Origin of the sequence: Methylobacterium sp. UNC300MFChir4.1 (genome assembly GCF_900110155.1) — a bacterium.
Lineage (GTDB): Bacteria > Pseudomonadota > Alphaproteobacteria > Rhizobiales > Beijerinckiaceae > Methylobacterium.
In genome coordinates, this window is the sequence record NZ_FOCS01000008.1 from 99801 (window position 1) to 122048 (window position 22248).

The 22248-nt window shown below is 73.8% G+C and carries 29 protein-coding genes; 16 read left to right on the top strand and 13 right to left on the bottom strand.

The window, feature by feature from the left end:
• Positions 1 to 13: 13 nt before the first annotated feature.
• Complete coding sequence (locus BMY19_RS13135; protein ID WP_100251992.1) at positions 14 to 610, bottom strand: LOG family protein; 597 nt, start codon at positions 608 to 610, stop codon at positions 14 to 16.
• Between the two features lie 227 nt (positions 611 to 837).
• Between BMY19_RS13135 and BMY19_RS13140 the strand changes: the two genes are divergently transcribed.
• A complete protein-coding gene (locus BMY19_RS13140; RefSeq protein ID WP_100251993.1) occupies positions 838 to 2334 on the top strand; it encodes a LysM peptidoglycan-binding domain-containing protein in 1497 nt (498 codons plus the stop codon).
• Between the two features lie 10 nt (positions 2335 to 2344).
• Here BMY19_RS13140 and BMY19_RS13145 read toward each other — a convergent pair whose 3' ends face one another.
• Entirely contained in the window at positions 2345 to 3679 is a 1335-nt protein-coding gene (locus tag BMY19_RS13145) for an aminotransferase-like domain-containing protein (RefSeq protein ID WP_091680198.1), read from the bottom strand.
• 104 nt (positions 3680 to 3783) lie between these two features.
• On the opposite strand from BMY19_RS13145, the gene BMY19_RS13150 reads away from it, so the two are divergent.
• The 3 genes from BMY19_RS13150 to BMY19_RS13160 all read left to right on the top strand — a co-directional run bounded on the left by BMY19_RS13150 (position 3784) and on the right by BMY19_RS13160 (position 6297).
• Positions 3784 to 3978: a DUF1127 domain-containing protein gene (locus tag BMY19_RS13150; protein ID WP_100251994.1), complete on the top strand. Its 195-nt coding sequence runs from the start codon at positions 3784 to 3786 to the stop codon at positions 3976 to 3978.
• A gap of 87 nt (positions 3979 to 4065) precedes the next feature.
• Positions 4066 to 5988, top strand: a complete 1923-nt coding sequence (locus BMY19_RS13155; RefSeq protein WP_091680197.1) for an ABCB family ABC transporter ATP-binding protein/permease — start codon at positions 4066 to 4068, stop codon at positions 5986 to 5988.
• 72 nt (positions 5989 to 6060) lie between these two features.
• Positions 6061 to 6297, top strand: coding sequence for a DUF6894 family protein (locus BMY19_RS13160; protein WP_100251995.1), 237 nt, complete (start codon positions 6061 to 6063; stop codon positions 6295 to 6297).
• Positions 6298 to 6357: 60 nt separating this feature from the next.
• Here the strand turns inward: BMY19_RS13160 and BMY19_RS13165 are convergent, their stop codons facing one another.
• Complete coding sequence (locus BMY19_RS13165) at positions 6358 to 7263, bottom strand: NAD(P)-dependent oxidoreductase (RefSeq protein ID WP_056532754.1); 906 nt, start codon at positions 7261 to 7263, stop codon at positions 6358 to 6360.
• Between the two features lie 1002 nt (positions 7264 to 8265).
• Here BMY19_RS13165 and thrS point away from each other — a divergent pair.
• On the top strand, positions 8266 to 10293 hold the full coding sequence (thrS, locus tag BMY19_RS13170; RefSeq protein WP_100251996.1) for a threonine--tRNA ligase: 2028 nt from the start codon (positions 8266 to 8268) through the stop codon (positions 10291 to 10293).
• A gap of 276 nt (positions 10294 to 10569) precedes the next feature.
• The gene (locus BMY19_RS13175) at positions 10570 to 11580 is read left to right on the top strand and encodes a sensor domain-containing diguanylate cyclase (RefSeq protein ID WP_100251997.1); all 1011 of its coding nucleotides are present in this window, start codon (positions 10570 to 10572) and stop codon (positions 11578 to 11580) included.
• Positions 11581 to 11596: 16 nt separating this feature from the next.
• Here the strand turns inward: BMY19_RS13175 and BMY19_RS13180 are convergent, their stop codons facing one another.
• The 5 genes from BMY19_RS13180 to BMY19_RS13200 form a co-directional block, all read right to left on the bottom strand.
• Positions 11597 to 12022, bottom strand: coding sequence for a hypothetical protein (locus BMY19_RS13180; protein ID WP_100251998.1), 426 nt, complete (start codon positions 12020 to 12022; stop codon positions 11597 to 11599).
• A gap of 39 nt (positions 12023 to 12061) precedes the next feature.
• Positions 12062 to 12295, bottom strand: a complete 234-nt coding sequence (locus tag BMY19_RS13185) for a DUF6894 family protein (RefSeq protein WP_026605249.1) — start codon at positions 12293 to 12295, stop codon at positions 12062 to 12064.
• Positions 12296 to 12436: 141 nt separating this feature from the next.
• On the bottom strand, positions 12437 to 12691 hold the full coding sequence (locus BMY19_RS13190) for a hypothetical protein (RefSeq protein WP_020095183.1): 255 nt from the start codon (positions 12689 to 12691) through the stop codon (positions 12437 to 12439).
• A 52-nt stretch (positions 12692 to 12743) separates the two neighbouring features.
• Entirely contained in the window at positions 12744 to 12929 is a 186-nt protein-coding gene (locus BMY19_RS13195) for a hypothetical protein (RefSeq protein WP_012318898.1), read from the bottom strand.
• A 33-nt stretch (positions 12930 to 12962) separates the two neighbouring features.
• Complete coding sequence (locus BMY19_RS13200) at positions 12963 to 13169, bottom strand: hypothetical protein (protein WP_026605250.1); 207 nt, start codon at positions 13167 to 13169, stop codon at positions 12963 to 12965.
• A gap of 318 nt (positions 13170 to 13487) precedes the next feature.
• Here BMY19_RS13200 and BMY19_RS13205 point away from each other — a divergent pair, with 318 nt between their 5' ends.
• From BMY19_RS13205 to BMY19_RS13225, 5 genes are all read left to right on the top strand, one after another.
• The gene (locus tag BMY19_RS13205) at positions 13488 to 13955 is read left to right on the top strand and encodes a Ros/MucR family transcriptional regulator (protein WP_020095185.1); all 468 of its coding nucleotides are present in this window, start codon (positions 13488 to 13490) and stop codon (positions 13953 to 13955) included.
• 223 nt (positions 13956 to 14178) lie between these two features.
• Positions 14179 to 14454, top strand: a complete 276-nt coding sequence (locus tag BMY19_RS13210; protein WP_026605251.1) for a hypothetical protein — start codon at positions 14179 to 14181, stop codon at positions 14452 to 14454.
• An 85-nt stretch (positions 14455 to 14539) separates the two neighbouring features.
• The gene (locus tag BMY19_RS13215; protein WP_100251999.1) at positions 14540 to 14914 is read left to right on the top strand and encodes a hypothetical protein; all 375 of its coding nucleotides are present in this window, start codon (positions 14540 to 14542) and stop codon (positions 14912 to 14914) included.
• A 281-nt stretch (positions 14915 to 15195) separates the two neighbouring features.
• Positions 15196 to 15378: a hypothetical protein gene (locus BMY19_RS13220; RefSeq protein WP_020095188.1), complete on the top strand. Its 183-nt coding sequence runs from the start codon at positions 15196 to 15198 to the stop codon at positions 15376 to 15378.
• A gap of 241 nt (positions 15379 to 15619) precedes the next feature.
• Positions 15620 to 15919, top strand: a complete 300-nt coding sequence (locus BMY19_RS13225) for a PilZ domain-containing protein (RefSeq protein WP_020095189.1) — start codon at positions 15620 to 15622, stop codon at positions 15917 to 15919.
• Between the two features lie 95 nt (positions 15920 to 16014).
• Here the strand turns inward: BMY19_RS13225 and BMY19_RS13230 are convergent, their stop codons facing one another.
• Entirely contained in the window at positions 16015 to 16206 is a 192-nt protein-coding gene (locus BMY19_RS13230; RefSeq protein WP_020095190.1) for a hypothetical protein, read from the bottom strand.
• A gap of 124 nt (positions 16207 to 16330) precedes the next feature.
• Between BMY19_RS13230 and BMY19_RS13235 the strand changes: the two genes are divergently transcribed.
• The 3 genes from BMY19_RS13235 to BMY19_RS13245 all read left to right on the top strand — a co-directional run bounded on the left by BMY19_RS13235 (position 16331) and on the right by BMY19_RS13245 (position 17156).
• Positions 16331 to 16510 carry a hypothetical protein gene (locus tag BMY19_RS13235; protein WP_020095191.1) on the top strand — a complete coding sequence of 60 codons (180 nt, stop codon included), beginning with the start codon at positions 16331 to 16333 and terminating at the stop codon, positions 16508 to 16510.
• 99 nt (positions 16511 to 16609) lie between these two features.
• Positions 16610 to 16831: a hypothetical protein gene (locus tag BMY19_RS13240; RefSeq protein WP_100252000.1), complete on the top strand. Its 222-nt coding sequence runs from the start codon at positions 16610 to 16612 to the stop codon at positions 16829 to 16831.
• 82 nt (positions 16832 to 16913) lie between these two features.
• Positions 16914 to 17156 (top strand): hypothetical protein, encoded by a 243-nt coding sequence (locus BMY19_RS13245; protein ID WP_020095193.1) that lies wholly within the window; start codon positions 16914 to 16916, stop codon positions 17154 to 17156.
• 51 nt (positions 17157 to 17207) lie between these two features.
• Here the strand turns inward: BMY19_RS13245 and BMY19_RS13250 are convergent, their stop codons facing one another.
• On the bottom strand, positions 17208 to 17459 hold the full coding sequence (locus BMY19_RS13250) for a hypothetical protein (RefSeq protein ID WP_056523875.1): 252 nt from the start codon (positions 17457 to 17459) through the stop codon (positions 17208 to 17210).
• 469 nt (positions 17460 to 17928) lie between these two features.
• On the opposite strand from BMY19_RS13250, the gene BMY19_RS13255 reads away from it, so the two are divergent.
• A complete protein-coding gene (locus BMY19_RS13255; RefSeq protein ID WP_100252001.1) occupies positions 17929 to 18123 on the top strand; it encodes a hypothetical protein in 195 nt (64 codons plus the stop codon).
• Positions 18124 to 18151: 28 nt separating this feature from the next.
• Here the strand turns inward: BMY19_RS13255 and BMY19_RS13260 are convergent, their stop codons facing one another.
• From BMY19_RS13260 to BMY19_RS13270, 3 genes are all read right to left on the bottom strand, one after another.
• Positions 18152 to 18508 (bottom strand): hypothetical protein, encoded by a 357-nt coding sequence (locus tag BMY19_RS13260; protein ID WP_091682558.1) that lies wholly within the window; start codon positions 18506 to 18508, stop codon positions 18152 to 18154.
• Positions 18509 to 18670: 162 nt separating this feature from the next.
• On the bottom strand, positions 18671 to 18919 hold the full coding sequence (locus tag BMY19_RS13265; RefSeq protein ID WP_020095196.1) for a hypothetical protein: 249 nt from the start codon (positions 18917 to 18919) through the stop codon (positions 18671 to 18673).
• A 79-nt stretch (positions 18920 to 18998) separates the two neighbouring features.
• On the bottom strand, positions 18999 to 20027 hold the full coding sequence (locus BMY19_RS13270) for a hypothetical protein (protein ID WP_100252002.1): 1029 nt from the start codon (positions 20025 to 20027) through the stop codon (positions 18999 to 19001).
• Between the two features lie 199 nt (positions 20028 to 20226).
• Here BMY19_RS13270 and BMY19_RS13275 point away from each other — a divergent pair, with 199 nt between their 5' ends.
• The gene (locus tag BMY19_RS13275; RefSeq protein WP_244534914.1) at positions 20227 to 22230 is read left to right on the top strand and encodes a BON domain-containing protein; all 2004 of its coding nucleotides are present in this window, start codon (positions 20227 to 20229) and stop codon (positions 22228 to 22230) included.
• Positions 22231 to 22248 lie beyond the last annotated feature (18 nt).

Genomic DNA, 22248 nt, shown 5'->3' on the forward strand with positions numbered 1-22248 from the left:
GCGGCGCGCGCACCTACATGCGCTGCTGGACGATGCTCTCGGCCTGGAGGTCCGGCTCGTGGCCGGCCGCGCGGAGCATCGGCACCACCTCGGCCGCCTCGCGCGCGACGAGGTAGCTCAGGTCGAGGCCCTCGCGGATGAAGCCGTGGCCGCGCATGTGCTCGAACAGGGCCAGCAGCGGCGCCCAGAACTCCGCCACCGAGACCAGCACCACCGGCTTCCGGTGGCGCCCGAGCTGCGCCCAGGTCAGCTGCTCGACCAGCTCCTCCAGGGTGCCGATGCCGCCCGGCAGGGTCACGAACGCGTCCGAGCGCTCGAACATCAGGCGCTTGCGGGTGTGCATGTCGGAGACCACCACGGTCTCCTGAATGTCCGCCAGCATGTGCTCGCGCGCCTGGAGGAAGTCCGGGATGATGCCGGTGACGTGGCCGCCGGCGGCGAGCGCCGCCCGCGCGACCGTGCCCATCAGCCCGACGTCGCCGCCGCCGTAGACGAGGCCCATCCCGGCCTGCGCGACCGCGGTCCCGAGGGTCTCGGCGGCCTCGCGGAAGGCCGGGTCGCGGCCGAAGCCGGAGCCGCAATAGACACAGACTGTCCTCACCGGAGCCATCCGGCGTCCTCCTCGCGCGTCCGTTGCGAGCCGTCCAGATCGCGCCCCGCGCCCAGCACTCCACGTGCCAAACTGCTGAATTCGCGTGGGATTCACCCGCCTGGGCGGCAGGACGGCTTGGTGTGGGGACCATGTACGGTATTATGGGCGGCGCCGTCGACGGCTTTTCGCGCGGGCGGACGGCCGCCCGCCGGGCGGCGGCAGGATGAGGGGAGGCCTTCGTGGCGATGTCGAGACAGGTGCGGCGCAGTCTCGCCCTGGCGCTGGCCGGCCTTCTCGGCGGACTGGGACTCGTGCTGGCGCTGTTCGGCGGCGACTCCCTGCGGCGGCTCACCGGCCGCGGCGGTCCCGAGCCGTCCGCGTCGTCGGCGCCGAGCGGCAGCCTGCGCAGCCTCGCCGATCCGGGCGCCCTGGCCGGCCGCGCCGACCCGACGATCGACTTCCGCGACGACAAGCCGGGCCGGGCGAGCCCGGCGCCGGGAGACGGCCCGGTGGCGGCGCTCCCGCAAGACCCCCGCGCCGGCACCCCCAGGGCTCCGCAGGCCGGCACCGCCGGGGCGCCGCAGGCCGGTCCGGGCCAGGACGCGCGCCTGCCGGAGGCGGCCGAGGCGCCGCGCTTCGACATCGTCCGCGTCGAGCCGAACGGCGACGCCGTGGTGGCCGGCCGCGGCGCGCCGAACGCCGCGATCGAGATGCTGGTCGACGGCAAGCCCGTGGCCCGGGCGAAGGCCGATTCCAACGGTCAGTTCGCGATCGTGCCGCCGGCCCTGCCGACAGGCGCCAGCACGCTCCGCCTGCGCATGACCGGCGCGGACGGGCGCGCGACCGAGTCGCAGCAGAGCGTCGCGGTGGACGTGGCCCCCGGCCGGGACCGCCAGCCCCTCGTGGCCCTGACCGCCCCGGACGCCGCGACCGTCGTGCTGTCGCAGCCCGGCGCGCCGGGCGCGACGGCCGACGCGAAGGGCGGCGCCAGATCCTCCGGTCCGGCTTCCGAGCCGGGTACCCGGGACGCCGACGCGGCGCGGGCCGGCCGTCCGGCCGGGAGCGGGGATACCCGCGAGGCCGCGGCGTCCGGGGCGGGGCCGACCCGGATCGCCAGCGTGGACGTGCAGGGGAACGGCCGCCTGTTCGTGACGGCCACCGGCACGCCGGGGGCGCGGATCCAGCTCTACCTCAACGACACGATGATCGCCCCGGGCAGCATCGGGCCGGACGGCCGGGCGACCTTCACGATCGGGCGCGGGATCAAGCCCGGGCAGTACCAGGTGCGGATCGACCAGGTCGATCCGGCCACCGGCAAGGTCGCCAGCCGCGCCGCGGTCCCCCTGTCGGTGCCGGAGCCGACGCAGGTCGCCGCCCGGGAGACCGCCGAGTCCGGACCGTCGCCCGCCCAGAGCGGCGCGCGGGATCGCGCCGGCCCCGATCAGGCCGCGCGCGACGGTGCCGACCGGGACCGGCCGGCCGCGGCCTCGCCGCCGGCCGCCGTCTCGAACCCCCAGGTGGCCGACATGGCGGAGCCGGACCGGGTCGGCGCGGTGTTCGTGCCGGAGATCAGCACCGCCCGGATCACCCGCGGCGACAACCTCTGGCGGATCAGCCAGCGCACCTACGGCCGGGGCGAGCGCTACACGGTGATCTACGACGCCAACCAGAACCAGATCCGCGATCCGGACCTGATCTACCCGGGCCAGATCTTCGTGCTGCCCACCGACAAGCGCGGCTGAGCGGCGCCGCCTACTCCACCACCTGGTCGTCGCCCGCGAAGGCCAGCCGGCGCAGGCCGCGCAGCGCCCGGTCGAGTTCCTCCCGCGACGGCGAGGCCAGGGCGAGGCGCACCGCGTTCGGCGCGTGGCCGGGATGGACCGCGAAGGACGAGGCCGGCAGGAGGGCGATGCCCTGGCGCAGGGCTGCGGCCGCGTAGGCCTCGGCCCGCCACGTCTCGGGCAGTTCCAGCCAGAGGTGGTAGGCCTGCGGATCGCCCACGACCCGCAGGTCGGCGAGCGCGGCCCGGGCGAGGGCCTGCCGGGCCGCGGCGTCCCGGCGCTTGGCCTCGGCCAGCGCCGCCGCCGAGCCCCCCGCCATCCAGTGCATGCCGGCCGCGAGCGACAGGCCGAGCACCGTCCAGGCGCCCTGGCGGACGGAGGCGGCGAGCCGGTCGGTGAGGGCAGGCGGCGCGGCGATCAGGCCGACGGTCAGCGCCGGCATCACCCGCTTCGACAGGCTGTCCACGAAGATCACCCGGTCCGGCGCGAGGCCGGCGAGCGGCGGCGCCTCGGCGAGGAAGCTGTAGACCGCGTCCTCGACGGCGGTGAGCCCGGTCCGCTCCAGCACCTCCGCCAGGGCGGCCCGGCGCGCCGGCCCCATCGTGGCGCCGAGGGGGTTGTGCAGGGTCGGCTGGAGATAGACGCCGCTCAGCGGGGTCGCGCGGTGGGCCTGGAGCAGCGCCTCGGGGCAGACGCCCTCCGCGTCCATGGCGAGCGGGATCAGCGTGATCCCGAGCCGCGCCGCGATGCCCTTCACCCCGGGATAGGTCAGGGGCTCGCAGCCGATCCGCTCGCCGGGCGCAGCCAGGGCCGCCAGGGCGGCGGCCAGCGCCTGCCGGCCGTTGCCGGTGAACAGGATGTCGGCGGGATCGGGGGCGTAGCCCGCCCGCGCCAGGAACCCGGCGGCGATCGCCTGCGCCGAGGGCGTGCCCGCGGGCCCGTACTGGGTGAAGCCGATCTGGCCGTCGTCGCGGGCGAGCGCCGCCAGGGTCTCGGCCAGGACCACCTCCTGCTCGGGCAGGCGCGAGTGGGTCCGCTGCAGGTCGAGGGCGGCCGGGGGCGGCTCCGGGCGGAGCAATCCGGCGCGCCCCGGCTCGCTGCGGACGTAGGTCCCGCGCCCGACCTCGCCGGTCACCAGCCCCCGGCGGGCCAGCTCGGCGTAGACCCGGCTCGCCGTCGAGACCGCGATGCCCCGCGCGTAGGCGAAGTCGCGCTGCGGCGGCAGCCGCGCGCCGGGGCGCAGCCGGCCCGCCGCGATGTCGGCCGCGATCGCGTCGGCGACGGTGCGGTAATCCGCGGGGCGCATAATTGCTCCGAGGTCAATGTTTCAATTGATCCGAGCTTTGTATCGGATCAATGCTCCGCCAGCAATCCCGGCCGGACTGCCTTCCCGCCACCGGATCGTCTGCGATGCAAGCCGTCACCCTGTCCTCCTCGCCCGCCGTCACCCGTCCGACCGCGCGCCCGTCCCTGCTCCGCACGTGGCTGCAGCGGATCCGCACCCGCCGCGCCCTGGCGGCGCTCCACCCCGACCAGGCCCGAGACGCCGGCCTCGAGCCCTGGGACCTGTGCGCCGAGGTCGCGAAGCCGTTCTGGCGAGCGTGAGGCGGGGGCCTGCACGCAGCGCGGGTGCTCCGGCGCGGCAGCGGGCCTATATGCGGGGCCAGGACATCCCGCCCCGCAGAACCCTTCATGACCGACAACACCGCGCCCGCGGCCGGGACGCCGATCCCGGCCGAGCGCCCCGGCCTGATCGCCACCTACCGGCGGCTCTGGCCGCATCTCTGGCCCCACGGCCGGCCCGACCTGCAGCGCCGGGTCTTCCTGGCCTTCGGCCTGCTGCTCGCCGCCAAGCTGGTGACCATGGTGACGCCGTTCACCTTCAAATGGATCACCGACGCGCTGGTCGCGGCGGTCGGCGGCAAGGACGAGGCCGTGCCCACCGGCCTCCTCGCCGCGCCGATGCTGCTGATCGCCCTCTACGGCCTCTCGCGGATCGCCATGTCGGCGCTGACGCAGGTGCGCGACGGGCTGTTCGCCAAGGTGGCGATGCACGCGGTGCGGCGGCTGGCGCTCCAGACCTTCGAGCACATGCACCGCCTGTCCCTGCGCTTCCACCTGGAGCGCAAGACCGGCGGCCTGACCCGGGTGCTGGAGCGCGGCCGCGCCGGCATCGAGGAGCTGTCGCGCCTGATGGTGCTGACCCTGGTGCCGACCATCGTCGAGTTCGTGCTGGTGCTCGGCGTGCTGGCCTACGAGTTCAACTGGACCTACGCGCTGACCGCGTTCCTGACGGTCGCGGCCTACCTGGCCTTCACCTACAAGGCGACCGAGTGGCGGATCGCGATCCGCCGCCGGATGAACGCCTCCGACACCGACGCCAACACCAAGGCGGTCGACTCGCTGCTCAACTACGAGACGGTGAAGTATTTCGGCGCGGAAGCCCGGGAGGCCGGCCGCTACGACGAGTCGATGGCCAAGTACGAGAAGGCCTCGACGCAGACCTACGTGTCGCTGGCGGTGCTCAATGCCGGGCAGGCGGTGATCTTCACGCTCGGCATGACCGTGGTGATGTGGCTCGCGGCGCGCGACATCCTGGCCGGGCGCACCACGATCGGCGGCTTCGTGCTCGCCAACACCATGCTGGTGCAGCTCGCGATGCCGCTCAACTTCATGGGCATGATCTACCGCGAGATCAAACAGGCGCTGATCGACATCGACGACATGTTCCGCATCCTCGGGCAGAACCCCGAGATCGCCGACCGGCCGGGCGCCGCCCCGCTGGCCGTGGCGGGCGGCACGGTGCGGTTCGAGGACGTGCGCTTCGCCTACAATCCCGAGCGGCCGATCCTGCGCGGCGTCACCTTCGAGATCCCGGCGGGCCAGACCGTGGCGGTGGTCGGGCCCTCGGGCGCCGGCAAGTCGACGCTCTCGCGCCTGCTGTTCCGGTTCTACGAGCCGCAAGGGGGCCGGATCAGCGTCGACGGGCAGGACATCGCCGCGGTGACGCAGGCCTCGCTCCGGGCGGCGATCGGCATGGTCCCGCAGGACACGGTGCTGTTCAACGACACGATCGGCTACAACATCCGCTACGGCCGGGCCGACGCCACCGACGCGGAGCTGCGGGAGGCGGCCCGCCTCGCCCAGATCGACCGCTTCGTCTCGGGGCTGCCGGAGGGCTACGACACCCCGGTGGGCGAGCGCGGCCTGAAGCTCTCGGGCGGCGAGAAGCAGCGGGTCGCCATCGCCCGCACGATCCTCAAGGCGCCGCCGATCCTGGTCCTCGACGAGGCGACCTCGGCGCTCGACTCCTTCACGGAGGCCGAGATCCAGGCGGCGCTCGACCGGGTCAGCCGCGGCCGGACCACCCTGGTGATCGCCCACCGGCTGTCGACGGTGGTCAACGCCGACGCGATCCTGGTCCTCGACCACGGCCGCATCGTCGAGCGCGGCACCCACGCCGCGTTGCTGGAGGCCGGGGGCGTCTACGCGGCGCTCTGGGACCGCCAGCGGGAGGCCGACGCCGCCCTGGAGGTGCTCCAGCGCGCCGACGCGCCGGTGCTCCCGCCCCGGACGGGCCACGCCGCCGTGCCGGAGACCGAGGCCGCGGAGTGACCGAAAGGCCACACGCGGTCCGCGCAACGCGGCCGGGACGCAACCGGAGGCGGTAAGCGCGGTTCTGCGGTTATGCCGCACTTCTACCTGCACATCCGGGACGGTCAGTGGCTGGTCGAGGATCTCGACGGCGCCGACCTGCCCGACCTCGACGCCGCCCGCAGCGAGGCCGAGCGCTCCGCCCGGGCGCTCTTGGAGATCCAGCGGGTCGACGGCGCGGTGCTGGCCGGGCAGGCCTTCGAGATCGCCGACGCGTCGGGTCAGGTCCTGGCGGTCGTGCCGCTGAGGGACGTGCTCGAGCTGCCGTAAGATCCAGGGCGCGGGCGGGCCGGTCGGGATCGACCGCCCGATGGCCGCTACGGCCGGCCCCTACGGCCGCGACCGCACCCGGACCCCGAGCAGGTCCTCGAACGGCAGCACCATGGCGCCCTTGTCCCGGTCGCCGTGGCCCTGGCGCAGGGCGGTCTGGTAGGTGGCGGTGGCGGCCGCCGTGACCGGCATCGGGAAGCCGTTCTCCGCCGCGACCGCCGCGGCGGCGACGAGGTCCTTGTAGGCCGCCCCCATCGGGTAGCCCTCGTCGAACTGGCCCCGGAGGATCCGCGGCACGAAGTACTGCGCCGCGTAGCTCCGGCTCGTGCCCGTCGTGACCACCTGGGCGACCTGATCCGGGTCGAGCCCCATGGCGACGGCCATCGGCAGCACCTCGGCCAGCGCCGCGATGTTGATGTCGTAGAGCACGTTGTTGATCGTCTTGGTGAGCTGGCCGGACCCGGCCGGGCCCATGTGCAGGATTGTCGTGCCGATCCGCTCCAGGAGCGGGCGCACCCGCGCGACCGCCCCGGCCGCGCCGCCGCACATCACGGTGAGCGTCCCGGCCTCGGCGCCGGCCGGCGCGCCGGAGACGGGCGCGTCGACGAAGGCGCGCCCGGTCGCCGCCACGGCGCGGCCGACCGTGAGGGCCTTGGCGTGCGCGATGGTGCTGAGGTCGACCACGACCGCCCCCGGGGCGAGGCGCTCCGCCAGGGCGCCGTCCCCGAGGAGCGCCGCCTCGACGGCGTCGCCGTTCGGCAGGCACAGGAACAGCACGTCGGCGCCGGCGGCCTGCCCGGGATCGGTGGTGGCGACGAGGCCCGGCGCGGCGAGGCCGGCGAGGCGCGCCGGGTCGGTGTCGATCGCGACGAGCGTCTCGGCGTCGGAGCCCCGCTTGGCCGCGAGGTTGCGGGCGATGGGGTGCCCCATCGCGCCGAGGCCGAGGAGGGCGAGGCGCGCGGCCATGCGGGTGTCCCTGTTCCGAGTGTCCGGGCGCCCCCTGTCCGTGCGGGGGAGGCGCCGCGCCAGCATGTCGCCGGACGGGGCCGTCTTCCAGCCCCGGCCCTGGAATTGCGGCCGATGGCTTCTCGGCACCGACGTCCTTGCGAGCGGAGCGAAGCAATCCAGCAGCGCGACCTTGCCGATGTTGCGCCGCCCTGGGTCGCTTCGCTGCGCTCGCGATGACGGAGAGGCGCGTCGACCGCGCTGCGCCGCTCAGGTTGCCTTGACAATGTTCCTATTTTGCGCTTCCTGACCGCACCTGTCCGCGGCGGCCCGGGAGCGATCCCGGGGCGTCCTTCGGGGGCCCGCCCGGTGGCTGACCGTGCGGGTCCGGGGACGGGGCGGCGCCCGCGTCGGTGGCTCTCAGCCGCCATCGCCCCGGGCGACGGACCGGTGCGGGGCGTGCCTCGGACGCGGGCGTGAGACCGGGCGGCACTCTGCCCGGCGGGGTGAGGAAATGCCCCCGCGCCGACCCGCCTCTGGGCCGACCCTGAGCGACCTGCGGACCTGCCCACTACGAGGCGGGGAACGGCTGGAAGGCCACGGCGCCGATGCGGGTTCCGGGGGTTGCGGGCACGGCGTGCACGCACCTCGACCGAGACCGCTAACGGGGAGTCGCAGGACCGGGACGTCGGAGACGCCGCGACGAGACAGACGGCACCGGCCGGGGACCATGCCCGGCCGATGCCGCGGGGCGCCGCGGGGATCGGATCCCGCGCGTATTTGGCCGACACCTGGGTTCCCGCGGCGTCCCGCGTCCCTCGTGCTCGCCTCCCGGGCCATGCCCCCGGCGCCAGACGGCGCGCGGGGACGATCACGCGCACCCGAACGGCGGACGAAGGGCAGGGATGCGTGAAGTTGCGCCGCACCGTTGTTCCCTCGCCCGAGAAATCGGTCTACACGGCCGCTCCCTCGAAACCGCTTACCTGCCCCGTATGCAGGACTGAGCCCGGAGACGCTCGTACCATGCCGATTCTCACCTTCCCCGACGGCAACACGCGGGAGATCGCCGCCGGCACGACCGGCCGGGCCGTGGTCGAGGGCATCGCCAAGTCGCTGGCCAAGCGCACCGTCGCCATGGCGCTCGACGGCACGGTCGCCGACCTCGACGACCCGATCGACCGCGATGCCCGCATCGAGTTCCTGGACCGCACCGACCCGCGCAGCCTGGAGCTGATCCGGCACGACTGCGCGCACGTGCTCGCCGAGGCCGTGCAGGCGCTCTGGCCGGAGACGCAGGTCACGATCGGCCCGGTGATCGAGAACGGCTTCTACTACGACTTCCATCGCGAGACCCCGTTCACGCCCGAGGACTTCCCGAAGATCGAGGCGAAGATGCGCGAGATCATCGCGCGCGACGCGCCCTTCACGAAGGAAGTCTGGACGCGCGAGGACGTGCGGGCGCTGTTCGCCGGCAAGGGCGAGGGCTTCAAGGTCGAGCTGGTCGACGCGATCCCGCCGGGCGAGGACCTGAAGATCTACCGCCAGGGCGACTGGTTCGACCTCTGCCGCGGCCCGCACATGACCTCGACGGCCAAGGTCGGCACCGCCTTCAAGCTGATGAAGGTCGCGGGGGCCTACTGGCGCGGCGACTCGAACAACCCGATGCTGACCCGCATCTACGGAACGGCCTGGGCGAACCAGGCCGATCTCGACGATTACCTGCACCGGCTGGAGGAGGCCGAGCGCCGCGACCACCGACGGCTCGGCCGCGAGATGGACCTGTTCCACTTCCAGGAGGAGGGGCCGGGCGTCGTCTTCTGGCACGCCAAGGGCTGGACGATCTTCCAGGAGCTGATCGCCTACATGCGCCGGCGCCTGCGCGGCGACTACGCCGAGGTGAACGCTCCGCAGATCCTCGACAAGGCCCTGTGGGAGACCTCCGGCCACTGGGGCTGGTACCGGGAGAACATGTTCGCCGCGCAGTCCGCGGGCGAGGAGGCCGAGGACAAGCGCTGGTTCGCCCTCAAGCCGATGAACTGCCCGGGCCACGTGCAGATCTTCAAGCACGGCTTGAAATCCTACCGCGACCTGCCCCTGCGCATGGCCGAGTTCGGGATCGTCCACCGCTACGAGCCGTCCGGCGCCATGCACGGGCTGATGCGCGTGCGCGGCTTCACGCAGGACGACGCCCACGTCTTCTGCACCGAGGACCAGCTCGCCGACGAGTGCCTGAAGATCAACGACCTGATCCTCTCGACCTACGCGGATTTCGGCTTCGACCAGATCGTCGTGAAGCTCTCGACCCGGCCCGAGAAGCGCGTCGGCTCCGACGCCCTCTGGGACCACGCCGAGGACGTGATGACCCGCGTGCTGGCGCAGATCGAGGAGCAGTCGGCCGGCCGGATCAAGACGGCGGTCAACCCGGGGGAGGGCGCGTTCTACGGGCCCAAATTCGAGTACGTGCTGCGCGACGCCATCGGCCGCGACTGGCAATGCGGGACCACGCAGGTGGACTTCAACCTGCCCGAGCGGTTCGGCGCCTTCTACATCGACGCCGACGGCGCCCGGAAGCCGCCCGTGATGGTCCACCGGGCGATCTGCGGCTCGATGGAGCGCTTCACCGGCATCCTGATCGAGCACTTCGCCGGGCACTTCCCCCTGTGGCTGGCGCCGGTCCAGGTGGTGGTGGCGACGATCACCGGCGAGGCCGATCCCTACGCCCGGGACGTCATCCGCACCCTGGAGCGCGCCGGCCTGCGGGTCGAAGCGGATCTGCGCAACGAGAAGATCAACTACAAGGTCCGCGAGCACTCGCTCGCCAAGGTACCGGTGCTGCTGGCGCTCGGTCGCCGCGAGGCGGAGGAGCGCACGGTCTCGATCCGGCGGCTCGGCAGCCAGCAGACCCGCACACTGCCGCTGAGCGAGGCCGTGGCGGCCTTCGTGGAGGAGGCGACCGCGCCCGACATCCGCCGCGCCGAGGCCGTCTCCGCGACGGTCCCGACCAGCGACACGGTGCTCGACGGCCATCACGGCCCGCACGACGCGCCCTGACGCGCCGCCGATAGACGTCGTCCCGGGACCGTGCGGCGGCACCCGGGACGGCGGCGCGGCTCGACCGGGCGGACCCGTCGACCGACAGAGTTCGCGCGCCGCGATCACCACCTCAACTTGCGGATGGTCAATCTCCGCGAAGATCGCTCAACGCGCACGACTTTCGTCAAGGTTGGCGAAAGGAATCCCATTCTATGAAGACCGGAGACTAATTTCCGAGCCGGCACGTTCCGGCGATCGCCTGACGACGCTGTCGGGCGTTTCGGGGGACCGGCCATGGCGGCGGAGGCGGGCAGGGCGGCGACGAGGCTGGCGCGGCGCCACCGGCAGGCGGCCTGCGCCCGGCGCCAGGACGGGCTCGGCCGCGGGCGCAAGCTCGGACCCGGCATCGTCCAGGCGCTGGACTCGCTGCCGCACGGCCTGTGCCTGTTCGATTCCGCCGACCGGCTGCTGTTCGTGAGCGACGGGTTCCGGCGCCTGTTCGGCCCGCCCGCGAACCGGATCCGGCCCGGCATGCATGCCCGGGCGGTGGGCGCGGCGAGCGCCGCGGGGGCGGTCCCGGCCGACCGGGATCCCTGCGGCCTCTGGGCGGCGCGGCGGCGGCTCCTCGCCCGGGGCGCGACCGACGCCGTGGTCCAGACGCTCGCGGACGGGCGCCAGGTCGCGATCACGCTGCACCCGCAGGCCGGCGGCGGCTGGACCGCCCTGTGGGAGGACGTGACCGAGCGCCGCCGGGCGGAGTCGCTCCTGCGCTACATGGCCCACCACGACCCGCTGACCGGCCTGCCGAACCGCCACCTGTTCGCGGCCCGGCTCGACCGGACCCTGGCCGACCTCGACGGCGCGCCCTGCGCGCTGCTGTGCCTCGACCTCGACGGCTTCAAGCCGGTGAACGACCGCCACGGGCACGCGGTGGGCGACGCGCTCCTGCGACACCTGGCCGAGCGCCTGCGGGCGGCGCTGGGCGCCGGAGATTGCGCCGCGCGGCTCGGGGGCGACGAGTTCACCATCCTGCTCGGCGACGCGGCGCCGGCGCCGGCCCTCGGCTTCGCCCTGCGCCTCCAGGCGCGCCTCGCCGAGCCGTACGATCTCGGGACCGGAACGCCGATCCGCATCGGCGCGGCGATCGGCGTGGCCTGCGCGCCCCTGCACGCCACCCGGCCTGAGGCCCTGGTGGAGCGGGCGGACGCGGCGATGTACGCGGCCAAGCGCCTCGGCCACCCCTACCTGTGGGACGACGCGCTGGATCTCGGGCCGGTCGGTCCGGGCGGCGCGGTTCCGGCCTGAGGCGGCCGGGACGGTCTCAGCGCGCCTTCTCGTGCTCCGCGAGGCCCACGGCCCTGTAATCGTAGGTCGGGAAGAACTCGGTCCGGTACGCGCCCCAGGCGGTGTCCTCCAGGACGCGGTTGACCTCGCGCAGGCGGGAGGCGGGCAGCCGCAGGACGATGATCTGCCCGATCCCCATGACGACGTTCCACGAGACGACCTCGATGCCCGGCGGCGGGAAGGCCTTGTAGAAGCCCTGCTTGGCGAGTTGCGCGTTCAGCTCCGCCAGCGGGCGGGACTGGTCGTGGCGCAGGAAGACCGTCAGCAGCACGGCGTTGTCGGCCGTCGCCGCGGCGGATCCCGTGGGCGGGGGCGGCGCGGTCTGCGCCCCTGCCGGCCCGGCGGCGACGAGCAGCAGGAGCGCCGCCGCGAGCGGGCCGGTCAGACCTGTTGAGCGTCGCATGCGATCTCCCGCTTTCCCGACCCGCGCGCGGCCGGGCCGTCAGCCGCCCTCGACATCGTAGGAGAGCCGCAGGCGCAGGCGGACCGCGCCCTGCTCGTCGCGCACGGCGAGCACGTAATCCTGCCGCTCCATCGGATCGGTCAAGCCCTGCGCGAGCCGCGTCAGGATGCGCACCGCCTGCGCCCGCGCCGCGGCGAGATCCGGAAGATCGAAGCCGTCGCGGTCGCGAACCAAGTTGGCGCCGTCGTGGAGGTCGATGAAATAGCGGGGCACGGATGCGAGCTCGGCGAGCGCCGGAGCTCGCAAGGATCTGTCTCCGCTGTTTCTACGTAGTTTCCGGAGGGCCGCAATCGGAGGTCGCCCGTGTCGCACCCCCAGACGCGGCCGGATGTAAGCCGGGACCCGCGGGCCGCATCAGCCCCCCAGCAGGCTCTCGGCGAAATCGTCCGGAACGGTCCCGAACTGGCCGAGGATCGTGACGCCCTCGAGTTCCCCGGTCTCGTCGTCGGCCACGACCCTGAGGGCCGCCGCGCCGGGCATGCGGGCGGCCAGCGCCTCCGCCTTCTTGAGGGCGCCGAACTCGCTCTGCGCGGGCTCCTGACGGGCCGGCCGCAGGCGATTCCGGTGCAGCTCGAACGGCTGCACGAGGTAGGTGGTCTTCAGGGCCATTCCGGCCTCCTCGGCGCGGCGCGCGGTGGCGAACGGACCGCGGCGCGGTCCACTACAGGCTGCGGGTGGTCACCCCGAGGGCGAGCAGGGCGTAGGCGCCGATGAAGAACCATTGCCGGTGCGCCACGACGGTTTTTCCGACCATCGGGATGCGCGTGTAGAGGCTGGCCACGGCGAGGCCGATCAGCACGGCCGACACCAGGAACGTGAGCAGGCGCGGGGCGGAGAGCGTGGGCATACCCCATGCTCCGCCGGTACGCTTACCGAACCGTTACCGGTCGAGCCCGGGCACGAGGGGACGGTACGCCGTCAACGGGCCCTGCGTTCCGGGAAGCAGGCCGACCTCGGCGAGCCACAGGACCATGATCGCTCCGGCCAGGAGCGTCGCGAGCGAGGCCAGCCGCCCGGTCCACCGCCGCAGCACGAACATGGCGACCACGACGGCCAGCAGGGCGATGAGGAGGGCGAGCATCAGCATGGCCGCGCCATGCCACGACCGGGGCGCCGCGTCACCGCGGATGACGGCGGAACGGCCCATCGGCCGGCCCGGGCCGACTTCAAGTCCGCCAGATGCACGTTCTGGTCGTTCTGCAGAGCAGAAACTCTACCGCAGTCGATAGGCCGACTCGGACGGCGCTCGGAAATACTCCGCCGGAAATCGCCAGAAATGGCCGGCCGATCTCCGCGGCGGGCACCCCGATCATGCACCGGAAGCGGCCCGCCAACGGTTTTGTAACTTGCATTCAGTGCTCAAAAGTAGCAGATCCCGGGCGAGGGGCACACCAGGAATCTTACAGTGTCAGAAGAAACCACAGGGCCCAACTCCAACTTCATCGAGCTGGCGGGCGATATCGTCGCCGCCTACGTGTCGAACAATCCGGTGCCGGCCGCGGAGCTTCCGGCTCTGATCGCGCGCGTGCACGGCGCGATCAGCGGGCTCGTCACCGGGACTCTGACGGCGGAGATCGGGGCGGTTCCGCAGGCCGAGGTCGAGAAGCCGAGCGCGGCCCAGATTCGCAAGTCGGTCCGGCACGACGGGATCGTCAGCTTCATCGACGGCAAGACCTACAAGACGCTGAAGCGCCACCTGACCAGCCACGGCCTGGATCCGCGCAGCTACCGCGACCGCTACGGCCTGCCGGCGGACTATCCGATGGTCGCGCCGAGCTACGCCGAGCAGCGCTCCGCCCTCGCCAAGGCGATCGGCCTGGGCCAGCCCGGCGCCATGGCCGAGCGCGAGCGCAAGGGCCGCAAGGCCGCCTGAGGATGACGACCTCCGGGGGCGCCCCGCTCGGCGGGGCCCCCTCGTAACGAAGCGCCGCGGAGCCCGGCGCCTCGTGCCGCCGCGCGGCCCAGAGCCGCGCCGAGACCGTTGCATCGTCGCCACACACGTCCAGGACATCGCGGGACACGGACAAGCTGCCACACTCTGCACAAAGCTGATGCGCACGCCGGGGCCCGAGGATGCTACCGAAGGGGTCGGCGAGATGAAGCGAGAGCAGACGATGACGAGTTCGGTCGTGCCGTTCCCAGCGCATATCGCGCCCGCTGTCGTGGACGAGGACACCGCGTCGATCATCGCCGTGCTGCAGGATCAGCTGGCCCTGGCCCGCGAGGGTCGCCTGCGCTCGGTGGCGGTCGTCTCCGTCTCGGCCGATGGCGAGGCGGTCGGCACGCAATGGTCGTGCAAGGGCTCCGATATCAGCAACCTGATCGGCAAGCTGACCGTTCTGACCCACGACCTGATGGCCGCCCGGAAGTGACCGGCCGAATCTGACGGGGCGGGCGCGGCCGCCCGGTGCGGCGTTCCGGAGACGGCTCCGGCATCGGCCAGAAGGAATGCCCCGGATGACTCGCGCCCTGCTGTTCGCCGCCCTCCTGGGAACGGCGGTCGTGCCGGGCACCGCCCGGGCTGCCGAGGAGGCAGACGACACCAAGCGCGCGGAGACGATCCGGGGTCTCGTGCGGATCGTCGGCGCGCAGGCCGGCATCGTCCTGCACTGCCGCAAGCTCTACACCATCGACGACACGGTGTCCGAGGGCCTGTCCCGCACGGTCCGCCGAGCCCTCGACGCCGGCCTTGGCCACCAGCGTGCCCGGAAGGCCATCGCCGAGGAGGGCCGGCGGGTCGCGGACGAGATCGCCGCGGTCGGACCGGAGCAATGGTGCGCCGACCAGCGCGACCTGCTCAACACGGACGGCGTCCGCGTCTTCATCGACTGACCGCGCCGGATCCCGTCCCGGCGGGGCACTCCCCGCGGCCGGCCGGTCGATGCCCCTCGTGAAGGGCAGCCCTGGCCGCGCGCGACTTCAGTCCTGTGCGGATCAGATGAGAGCGTCATTCCGGCCGCTGTTCCGCAGTGCAGAACAGATGAACACCTTGTTCACCGTGCTCTCGTCTGTCATGTTTCGACGACGGACGAGACTGAACAGATCAAGCCGGTCGCACTCGTCCGTTTACAAGAGCCCTCAAGGGCCGCGAGACCGGCGCATAGGGAAACGCCATGTCTCGATCGATCCTGCTGGCCCTCGCTCTCGTCGTCTGCGGGGCCGCCGTGACGCTGTTCGCCTTCCTGCGCGCGCCCCAGTCGAGGGAGTTCGCCGGGTGGGATGCGGCCTTCATGGGCGGCATCGGGGCCGTCGCGCTGGGTTTTCTCACCACCCTCGTGGAGGTCGTGACCGAGTAGGTCGATCCTGAGGCCGGTCACACGCGCCGAGCGGTCCGACCGAGGCCGCTCCGTCCCTGCGGATCCGTCGCCCCCGTCGCTCGGCGGGCGGCGGTGCTCCGCGCATCCGGCCTCCGGCCGAGCGCGCATGAAGAGCGCAGAATTCACAGGGACGGCAGCTTCCCGACAATTCGAGGCATTTCGCAAACCGCCCTTGAACCCGGGTGACCGATCCTGTCGGGCAGAGGTTCTCGAGGCGGTGATGTTCGAACGACGCAGCGCTCCACGCACGCTTCTCAACGAGACCGGCAGCATCTCGGTCGACGAGCATCGAAGCTTGCCGTGCATCGTCTACGACCGGTCGGCCGGCGGCGTGCGGGTCGCGCTCCCGGATGCCGAGATCGTTCCGGACAGCTTCATCCTCAGCATCGATGCGAGCAGCGAGATCCTCGTCTGCCGCGCCATCTGGCGCAAGGCGGAGGAGATCGGCGCCACGACCGACATCCCCGAGACGGCGCGGTCGGGCCGCGCGAACCTCTGGCGCGAACTCGAGGCGACCTGACAGGCGCCTGCCTCGGGTCGGCCGGCGCTCGGCGCGGCCAGAGTGTCGTCGGCAGGGTCGGGGGCGGCGGGGCTCCCGGCGCGCGCCGACGCGCGTCACTCCCAGTCGATGTTGAGCGAGCGCTCGAAGGCGGCCGCGGAGAGTTCCTTGCCCTTCGGATCGGCGACCGTGATCTCGCGGAAGCCGCGCCGGGCCAGCTCCCAGGTCTTCTCCATCGCCTGCTCGTCCGTCCCGCAGGCGAACGTCATGACGCGCCCGGACGGATCAATCCCCTTGACGGTGAACACACCACTCTCCCTGCTCGCACGTCCCATATAGAGCCGCGATCCGCGTCGCGCCTCCCGCCATCGTGACGGAGCCCCGGGACCCGCACACGCCCCGTCGCGTTGGCTGCAGGCAGGGAGAGACCGCATGACGCGCGAGACCGCAGACCCGACGAGCCGCGGACCGGACGCGCGCGAGGCGGACGAGCCTCCGGCGGAGCGCGTCAAGGCGGCGCCGGCCACGATCCCGACCGAGGATCCCGAGGTCGGCCTCGCGCAGAAGGGCAGCGGGGAAGAGGCGATCGTCCGGCGCGAGACGGAGATCTGACCGGTCGCGCCGACGCGCGGGCGATCCCTGGACGCCGGTCCATGTGCGATGCACAAACGGGCCGGCCGCACCCGGATGGCGGCCGACAGGAGACCACGCATGGCACAGTGCAGGGCACAGTCGTCGGGCCACGAGGTCCCGACCCAGATCCGCGACGTCGCCGGGACCGGTCTCGCGCAGGCCCGGACGGCCTTCGGAAGCGTCGTCGGAGCGGCGCGCCGCGCCTCCGACAGGGTCGGCACGAAAGTGGTGCGAGGGCAGGATGCGGCCCGGGAAGCGGCGGCCGCGGCTCGCGACGCTGCCGGGGCGGCGTCGCACTGAGCGGGAGAGCCGAGCGGCCTCTGGGCGGGTGGCCGGCGGCCCTTCGCGGCGCTGCCGGCCGTGTTCGGACGCGGAGTTGGAGATGATGTACGGGGAGGTTGGTCGCCTGGCGGATGAGAGCCTGCGGCTGGGCCTGAGACAGGCCGAGAACGCCGTCCTGCTCGCGATGGCGGCGCAGTATGCGTGGGCGGATCTGTGGTTCGAGGGGTACCGCGCGGCGGGGACCGCCCTCAGCACCGCGCGGGATCAGCGGGCGCGGACGCGGCGCCTGATCCGTCGCGGCGTGGAACCGTCGGTGGCCGCGCAGGAATTGCACATCGTCTGAGCGTCGGCCGGAGACGGAGCCGCCCGGGGCGCTCCGTCTCCGGCAGCCGGCTCAGCGGCTCGCCTCGACGGCGGCCTGGACGATCGGCCGGCCGAGGGACGAGACCGTCCGATTGACGGTCGCCGGCGCGGCGACGGGCTGGGGCGTGGTGGTCAGATCGTGGATCGCGCGGATCTGCTGGGCGGGCCGGGCCTGATCGCGATAGAGCGGCGGCGTCAGGTGCAGGCGGTCGTCGGCGGCGGCGAGGCCCGTGAAGGCCGCCGAGGTGAGCGCGGCCGACGCGAGGATGAGGATCGTGCGCATGGTGCGTCTCCGGTTCGATCGCGGTGTCGACCGCGGGATGCGATCGACCAGCGCATGAGACTACGGATTTGTGCGTCGCGGCATGCGTTTTTCGCATTGCACCATATCGCCAGGACGGCACGGTACTGCAGTGTTTTCCGGAAATTCTCAGCCGTGAATTCAGGCACCGATCCCGCGCGCCATGCATTCGATGCAAATGAACTAAACTTCCACCGGCACGTTCTCAAATCAAACTTGAGGAGCGGGTGATTTGTTTTTCGCGCGCGCCCCCGAACCGATCGAAACCGCCGTGCGAGCGCGCGCGTTGCTGGCGTCGCGGCCCGTGGGACGAATCGGAGACCGCGGCGCCAGATCCGCGTCAAACGGGCACGCACACAGGCCCGGTAGAACGCCCACATCCCGCCGAAGCACCCTGCGAAGCACCACGAGAGCGCCGAAGACGCCCTCCGACCTCGACAGACGAGCCGAAATGACCATCTGGCCCAAGGGCAAACCGGCCCGCGCCGCGGAGGGGCGGCCGTTCGCGACCCTGCGCGAGGCCCTCGCCGTCGCGATCGCAGCGATGGAATCCGGCGAGGCCCAACCCTGGATCATCACCGAGGCCGGCGACATCCTCTCGCCGCGCTGGATCCAGGCGAATTCCCGAGCGCGGGCGCCGCACTAGCCGGCGCCCGCACCGGGGGCGGATCGGGTCAGCAGCCGATGCAGATGTCGCGGACCACGTGCTGGTGACGCTGGCCGGTGCGCTGGTTCGGGAGCTGCCCGTCGATCGACGAGAGCCCGCTGCCCAGGCCCCGGAACCGGCGCTCGACCGCCGGAACGGAGGCCGCCCTGACCGGAGCGGGCGGCTCCGCGGCCGCGGCGGGGGTCGGTGCCGCCGTCGGAGCGGGCGCGGGCGCCCCGTTGGCCATGCCGGGATCGGGCAGGGTCAGGGCCATGCCCGGCACCGGCGGGACCTGCGCGAACTCGCCCGCGCGCCCCGGCAGGGGCGCGACGACCAGAAGCGCGACGGCCGGGACCGCGACGACGCGCCGGTTCAGCGGATGCATCACACTCTCCTGCCTCGGGAGCCGGCACGCCACGGACCCCGTGCCTCTGGGCCATTGCCGGATCGGCGCCCGCTCCGATGACGGAACGGGGCCGGCCCCGGTTGTGCGCGGCGGAGCTGGGCGCCGCCACTCATCCATTCGGCGGAGCGTGCGCCGGGCGGCTCAGTAGGCCCGACCGTAGAAGGGCTGCGAGACCGGGCGATAGCGGTCGCTCACCGGCCACGTATAGGGCTGCTCCTTGCCGGTGCGCAGGTCCGAGCGGAATTTCGGCTCGTTGAAGCCGATCCCGTGCAGGCCGGCCGTGCCCTTGGCGCCGTGGGCCTTCGGCCCGGCATCGCGCGCCAGGGCAGCGCCCGAGACGCCGATCACGAGAGCGGCCGCGAGCGAGACGCGGCCCAGCATGACGTTCATCTCTGTCTCCTGTCCCGGCCGAGGTGCCGGCACGGAAGGAACGGCAGCGGTTCGGCGCGGTTCCGGCCCCGGAGGCCGCTCAGAACCCCTGGCCGAGGCAGGCTTCCGCGAAGGGCCCGCCGCAGAGGTCGCCGGTCCGGACCGGCGCGGCCGCCGCGCCGCCGATCCCGGCACCGCCGATCGCCCCGCCGCCGGTCGGCAGGGTGCGGGCCGCCTGGGCGCGATCGTCCGCGGGCAGCCCGGGCGTCCCGGGGATCCCGGCGCCGCCCGTGCCGGCGCCGCCCGTCCCGGAAACCGTCGCGGCCGTGGCTCCGCTCGCGGCCGTTCCGGTCCCGAGCCCGAACAGTCCGAACAGCCCGAACAGACCGCCGGGGGACAGGGTGGCACCCGTCGCGCCGATGCCCGACGCGGCCACGCCGCTGCCGAGACCGGCCGACGCGACGCCGGACGAGCCGGTCGCGAGCGAGGAGCCGAGGCTTCCGGCAGCGTTGAGGCCCGTGCCGACACCTACTCCAACGCCTGCGCCGACACCTGCGCCGACACCTGCGCCGACACCTGCGCCGACACCTGCGCCGGGGCCGGCTCCCGAGAGCCCGGTGCCCAGGCCGGGGGACAGGCCCGACCCACCCCCGAGACCGCCCGTTCCGAGGGTCGGTGTCAGGAGGCTCCCCGCGGTCGAGCCCAGGCCCGTGCGGGACGCGCCGCTGAGGCCGCTGCGGGCACCGGTGGCGCCGATCGTCCCGCCGGTCCCGAGGGTCGTGCCGGTGACGCCGGCACCGCCGGTCGCGGTGGATCCCAGGCCGCCGAGTTGGCCCGCCCCGCCCGAACCGGCGGTCGTGGCGCCGAGCGTCGTCCCGGCCGAGAGGCCGCCCGACGCGCCGATGCGGCCGCCGCCGCCGCCCCCGCCGAAGCTCAGCTGGCCGGCATTCACGAGGCCGCCGGTCTGCGCCGAGACGGTCGGGAACGGCCCGGTGGTGGAACTGCCGCCGAGGCTCAGCTGGCCCGGATTGGCGACGGGGGCGATCGGCTCCAGCGATGCCGACAGGCTCTGGGCCCCGGCCGGGACGGCGATCGCCGGGAGCAGGGCGGCGGCGAGGATGGATCGCATGGCACGCTCCTCAGCGGGGACGGGGTCTGGCTCGGAAACCGGAGGGCGTCCGGCCGGTTCCGGCGGCGCGGGGACGCGGCGCGGCGCTGGCCCGTGGGAGAAAGGAGGCCGCCGGCCTTCATGCTGCCGGAAAGACGGTGTGCTCTCGGCACCGGATCCGCCTGCCCCCACGTCCCGACCCGCGCCCGAACCTGCGACCGTGCCGTTGCCCGAAACTCTCGCCCAAGGCCTGCGCGGCGCCGGCTGGCTCGCCGGCCTCCCGGCCCTCGCGCTGATCTGGGCGAGCGCGACCCTCTACGCCGCCCCGCGGATCGCCGACGGCCTCGCGGCGGAGGGCGCGGCGATCGCCGCCGGCACGGCCACCGCCACCGGCGAGCCGTGGCTGCGCCTGGAGGCCGTCGGGCGCGACCTCGTGGCCGCCGGCGAGGCGCCGGACGTCGCCGAGCGCGCCACCGTGCTGTCCCGCCTCGCGGCCCTCGACGGCCCGCGCCGCATCGTCTCCGAACTCGGCATCGTGGAGACCGCCGCGCCCTTCCAGTGGGCGGCGATCCGCACGGGTCAGAACCGGATCGCCCTCGAAGGCAGCCGCCCGGTGGAGATCGGCCGGCGGGCCCTGGAGGCGCGGATCGCCGGCGCCCTCGATCCCGGCACCGGCCTCGACGACACCGCCCGGGCCGCCCGGGGCGCGCCGCCGGATTTCGCCGGCGCGGCCGCGTTCCTGGCGGCCCGGCTCTCCGGTCTCGCCAAGGGCGGGCGGGCGGCGCTCAGCGACACCGTGCTCAGCCTGTCGGGCGAGGCCCTCGACGTGCCGGCCTACGAGGCCCTGCGGGCCGCCCTGTCGGACCCGCCGGAGGGGTTCAGCGTCGGGCGGGTCGAGATCCTGCCCCCGAAGGTGACCGCGTACCGGTTCGTCGTGGAGAAATCGGGCCGGGGCATCGTCCTCGACGGCTTCGCCCCCTCGGCGGCCGACCGCGAGGCCGCCCTGCGCGCCGCCACCGAGGCCGCCGCGGGCGGCACCGTGGAGGACCGGCTCCTGGCCGCCCGGGGGCTCGACCCGGCGATCGACCCGAAGAGCCTCATCGCCTTCGCGTTCAAGCTCGCCGAGCTGATCCAGTCCGGGCAGGTCGTGTTCCGGGACGGGGCGGTCTCGGTGACCGGCGACGCCATCGACGGGCAGGCGCTTCCCGACGCCGAGGCGCTGATGCGCGACGGCCGGCCCGCCGGCGTGGCGGCCGGGCGGGTGGCGCTCACGGCGCGGCCGCTCTCGCCCTACCGGGTGGCGATCCGCCGGACTGCCGACGCCGTGACCCTCACCGGCCACCTGCCGGACGCGGCGACCCGGGAGCGGGTGCTGGCCGCCCTGCGCCCGCGCCTGTTCCGGGAGCCGGTCATCGACCGCACCCGCCTCGCCGACGGCGCCCCGCCGGATCTCGGGGACGCGCTGGCCGCCGCCGCCCCGCTGGTGACGAACCTCGCGGGCGGGACCGTCGCGGTCTCGGACCGCGCCGTGACGCTCACCGGCGAGAGCCTCTACCGGGAGGGCGCCGCGCGCACCCCCGACCGGCTCGCCGAGGCGCTGCCCCCGGGCTGGACCGGGCAGGCCAGCGTCACGGCCCGGGACGCGGCGGAGCGGCGCGACCCCGCCACCTGCCGCGCCGACTTCACCGCCGCCCTGGCGGGGGCGGACCTGCACTTCCCCGCGGGCGGCGCCGTGCTCACGCCCGCCTTCTACCCGACCCTCGACGCGCTGGCCGCCCTGGCGAAGACCTGCCCGTCGCTGCGCGTCGCGGTCTCCGGCCCCGCCGACCCGGCGAAGCCGCCCGCGACCCCGGCCGCCGGACCGGCACCGGGGGAGGGCGCGACCGCCGAGCCGACCCGGGTCGCCGACGCCGCCAAGCCGGCCACCCCCGCGCCGCCGGCCCCGGCGCCCAAGGAAGCCGCGACGCACGCGGCCAAAATCGCGGCCAAGGACGCGACGAAGGATCGGAGCAAGGCGGGCGCGGCCAGGAAGGAGCCGGCCGGGCCCGGCAAGGCGGCGGCGAAGAAGCCCGCCGAGGCCCCCGACGAGCCGCCGGTCGACCTGCCGCGCCTGCGCGCCCAGGCGGTGGTGGAGTACCTCCTCCAGGCCGGAGCCCGGCCGGAGCAGGTCACGGCCGGGCCGGACGGGCCGGCCGGCCCCGTCGTCTTCGCGCTGCTGCCGTGAGGGAGATCCGCTCCGCCG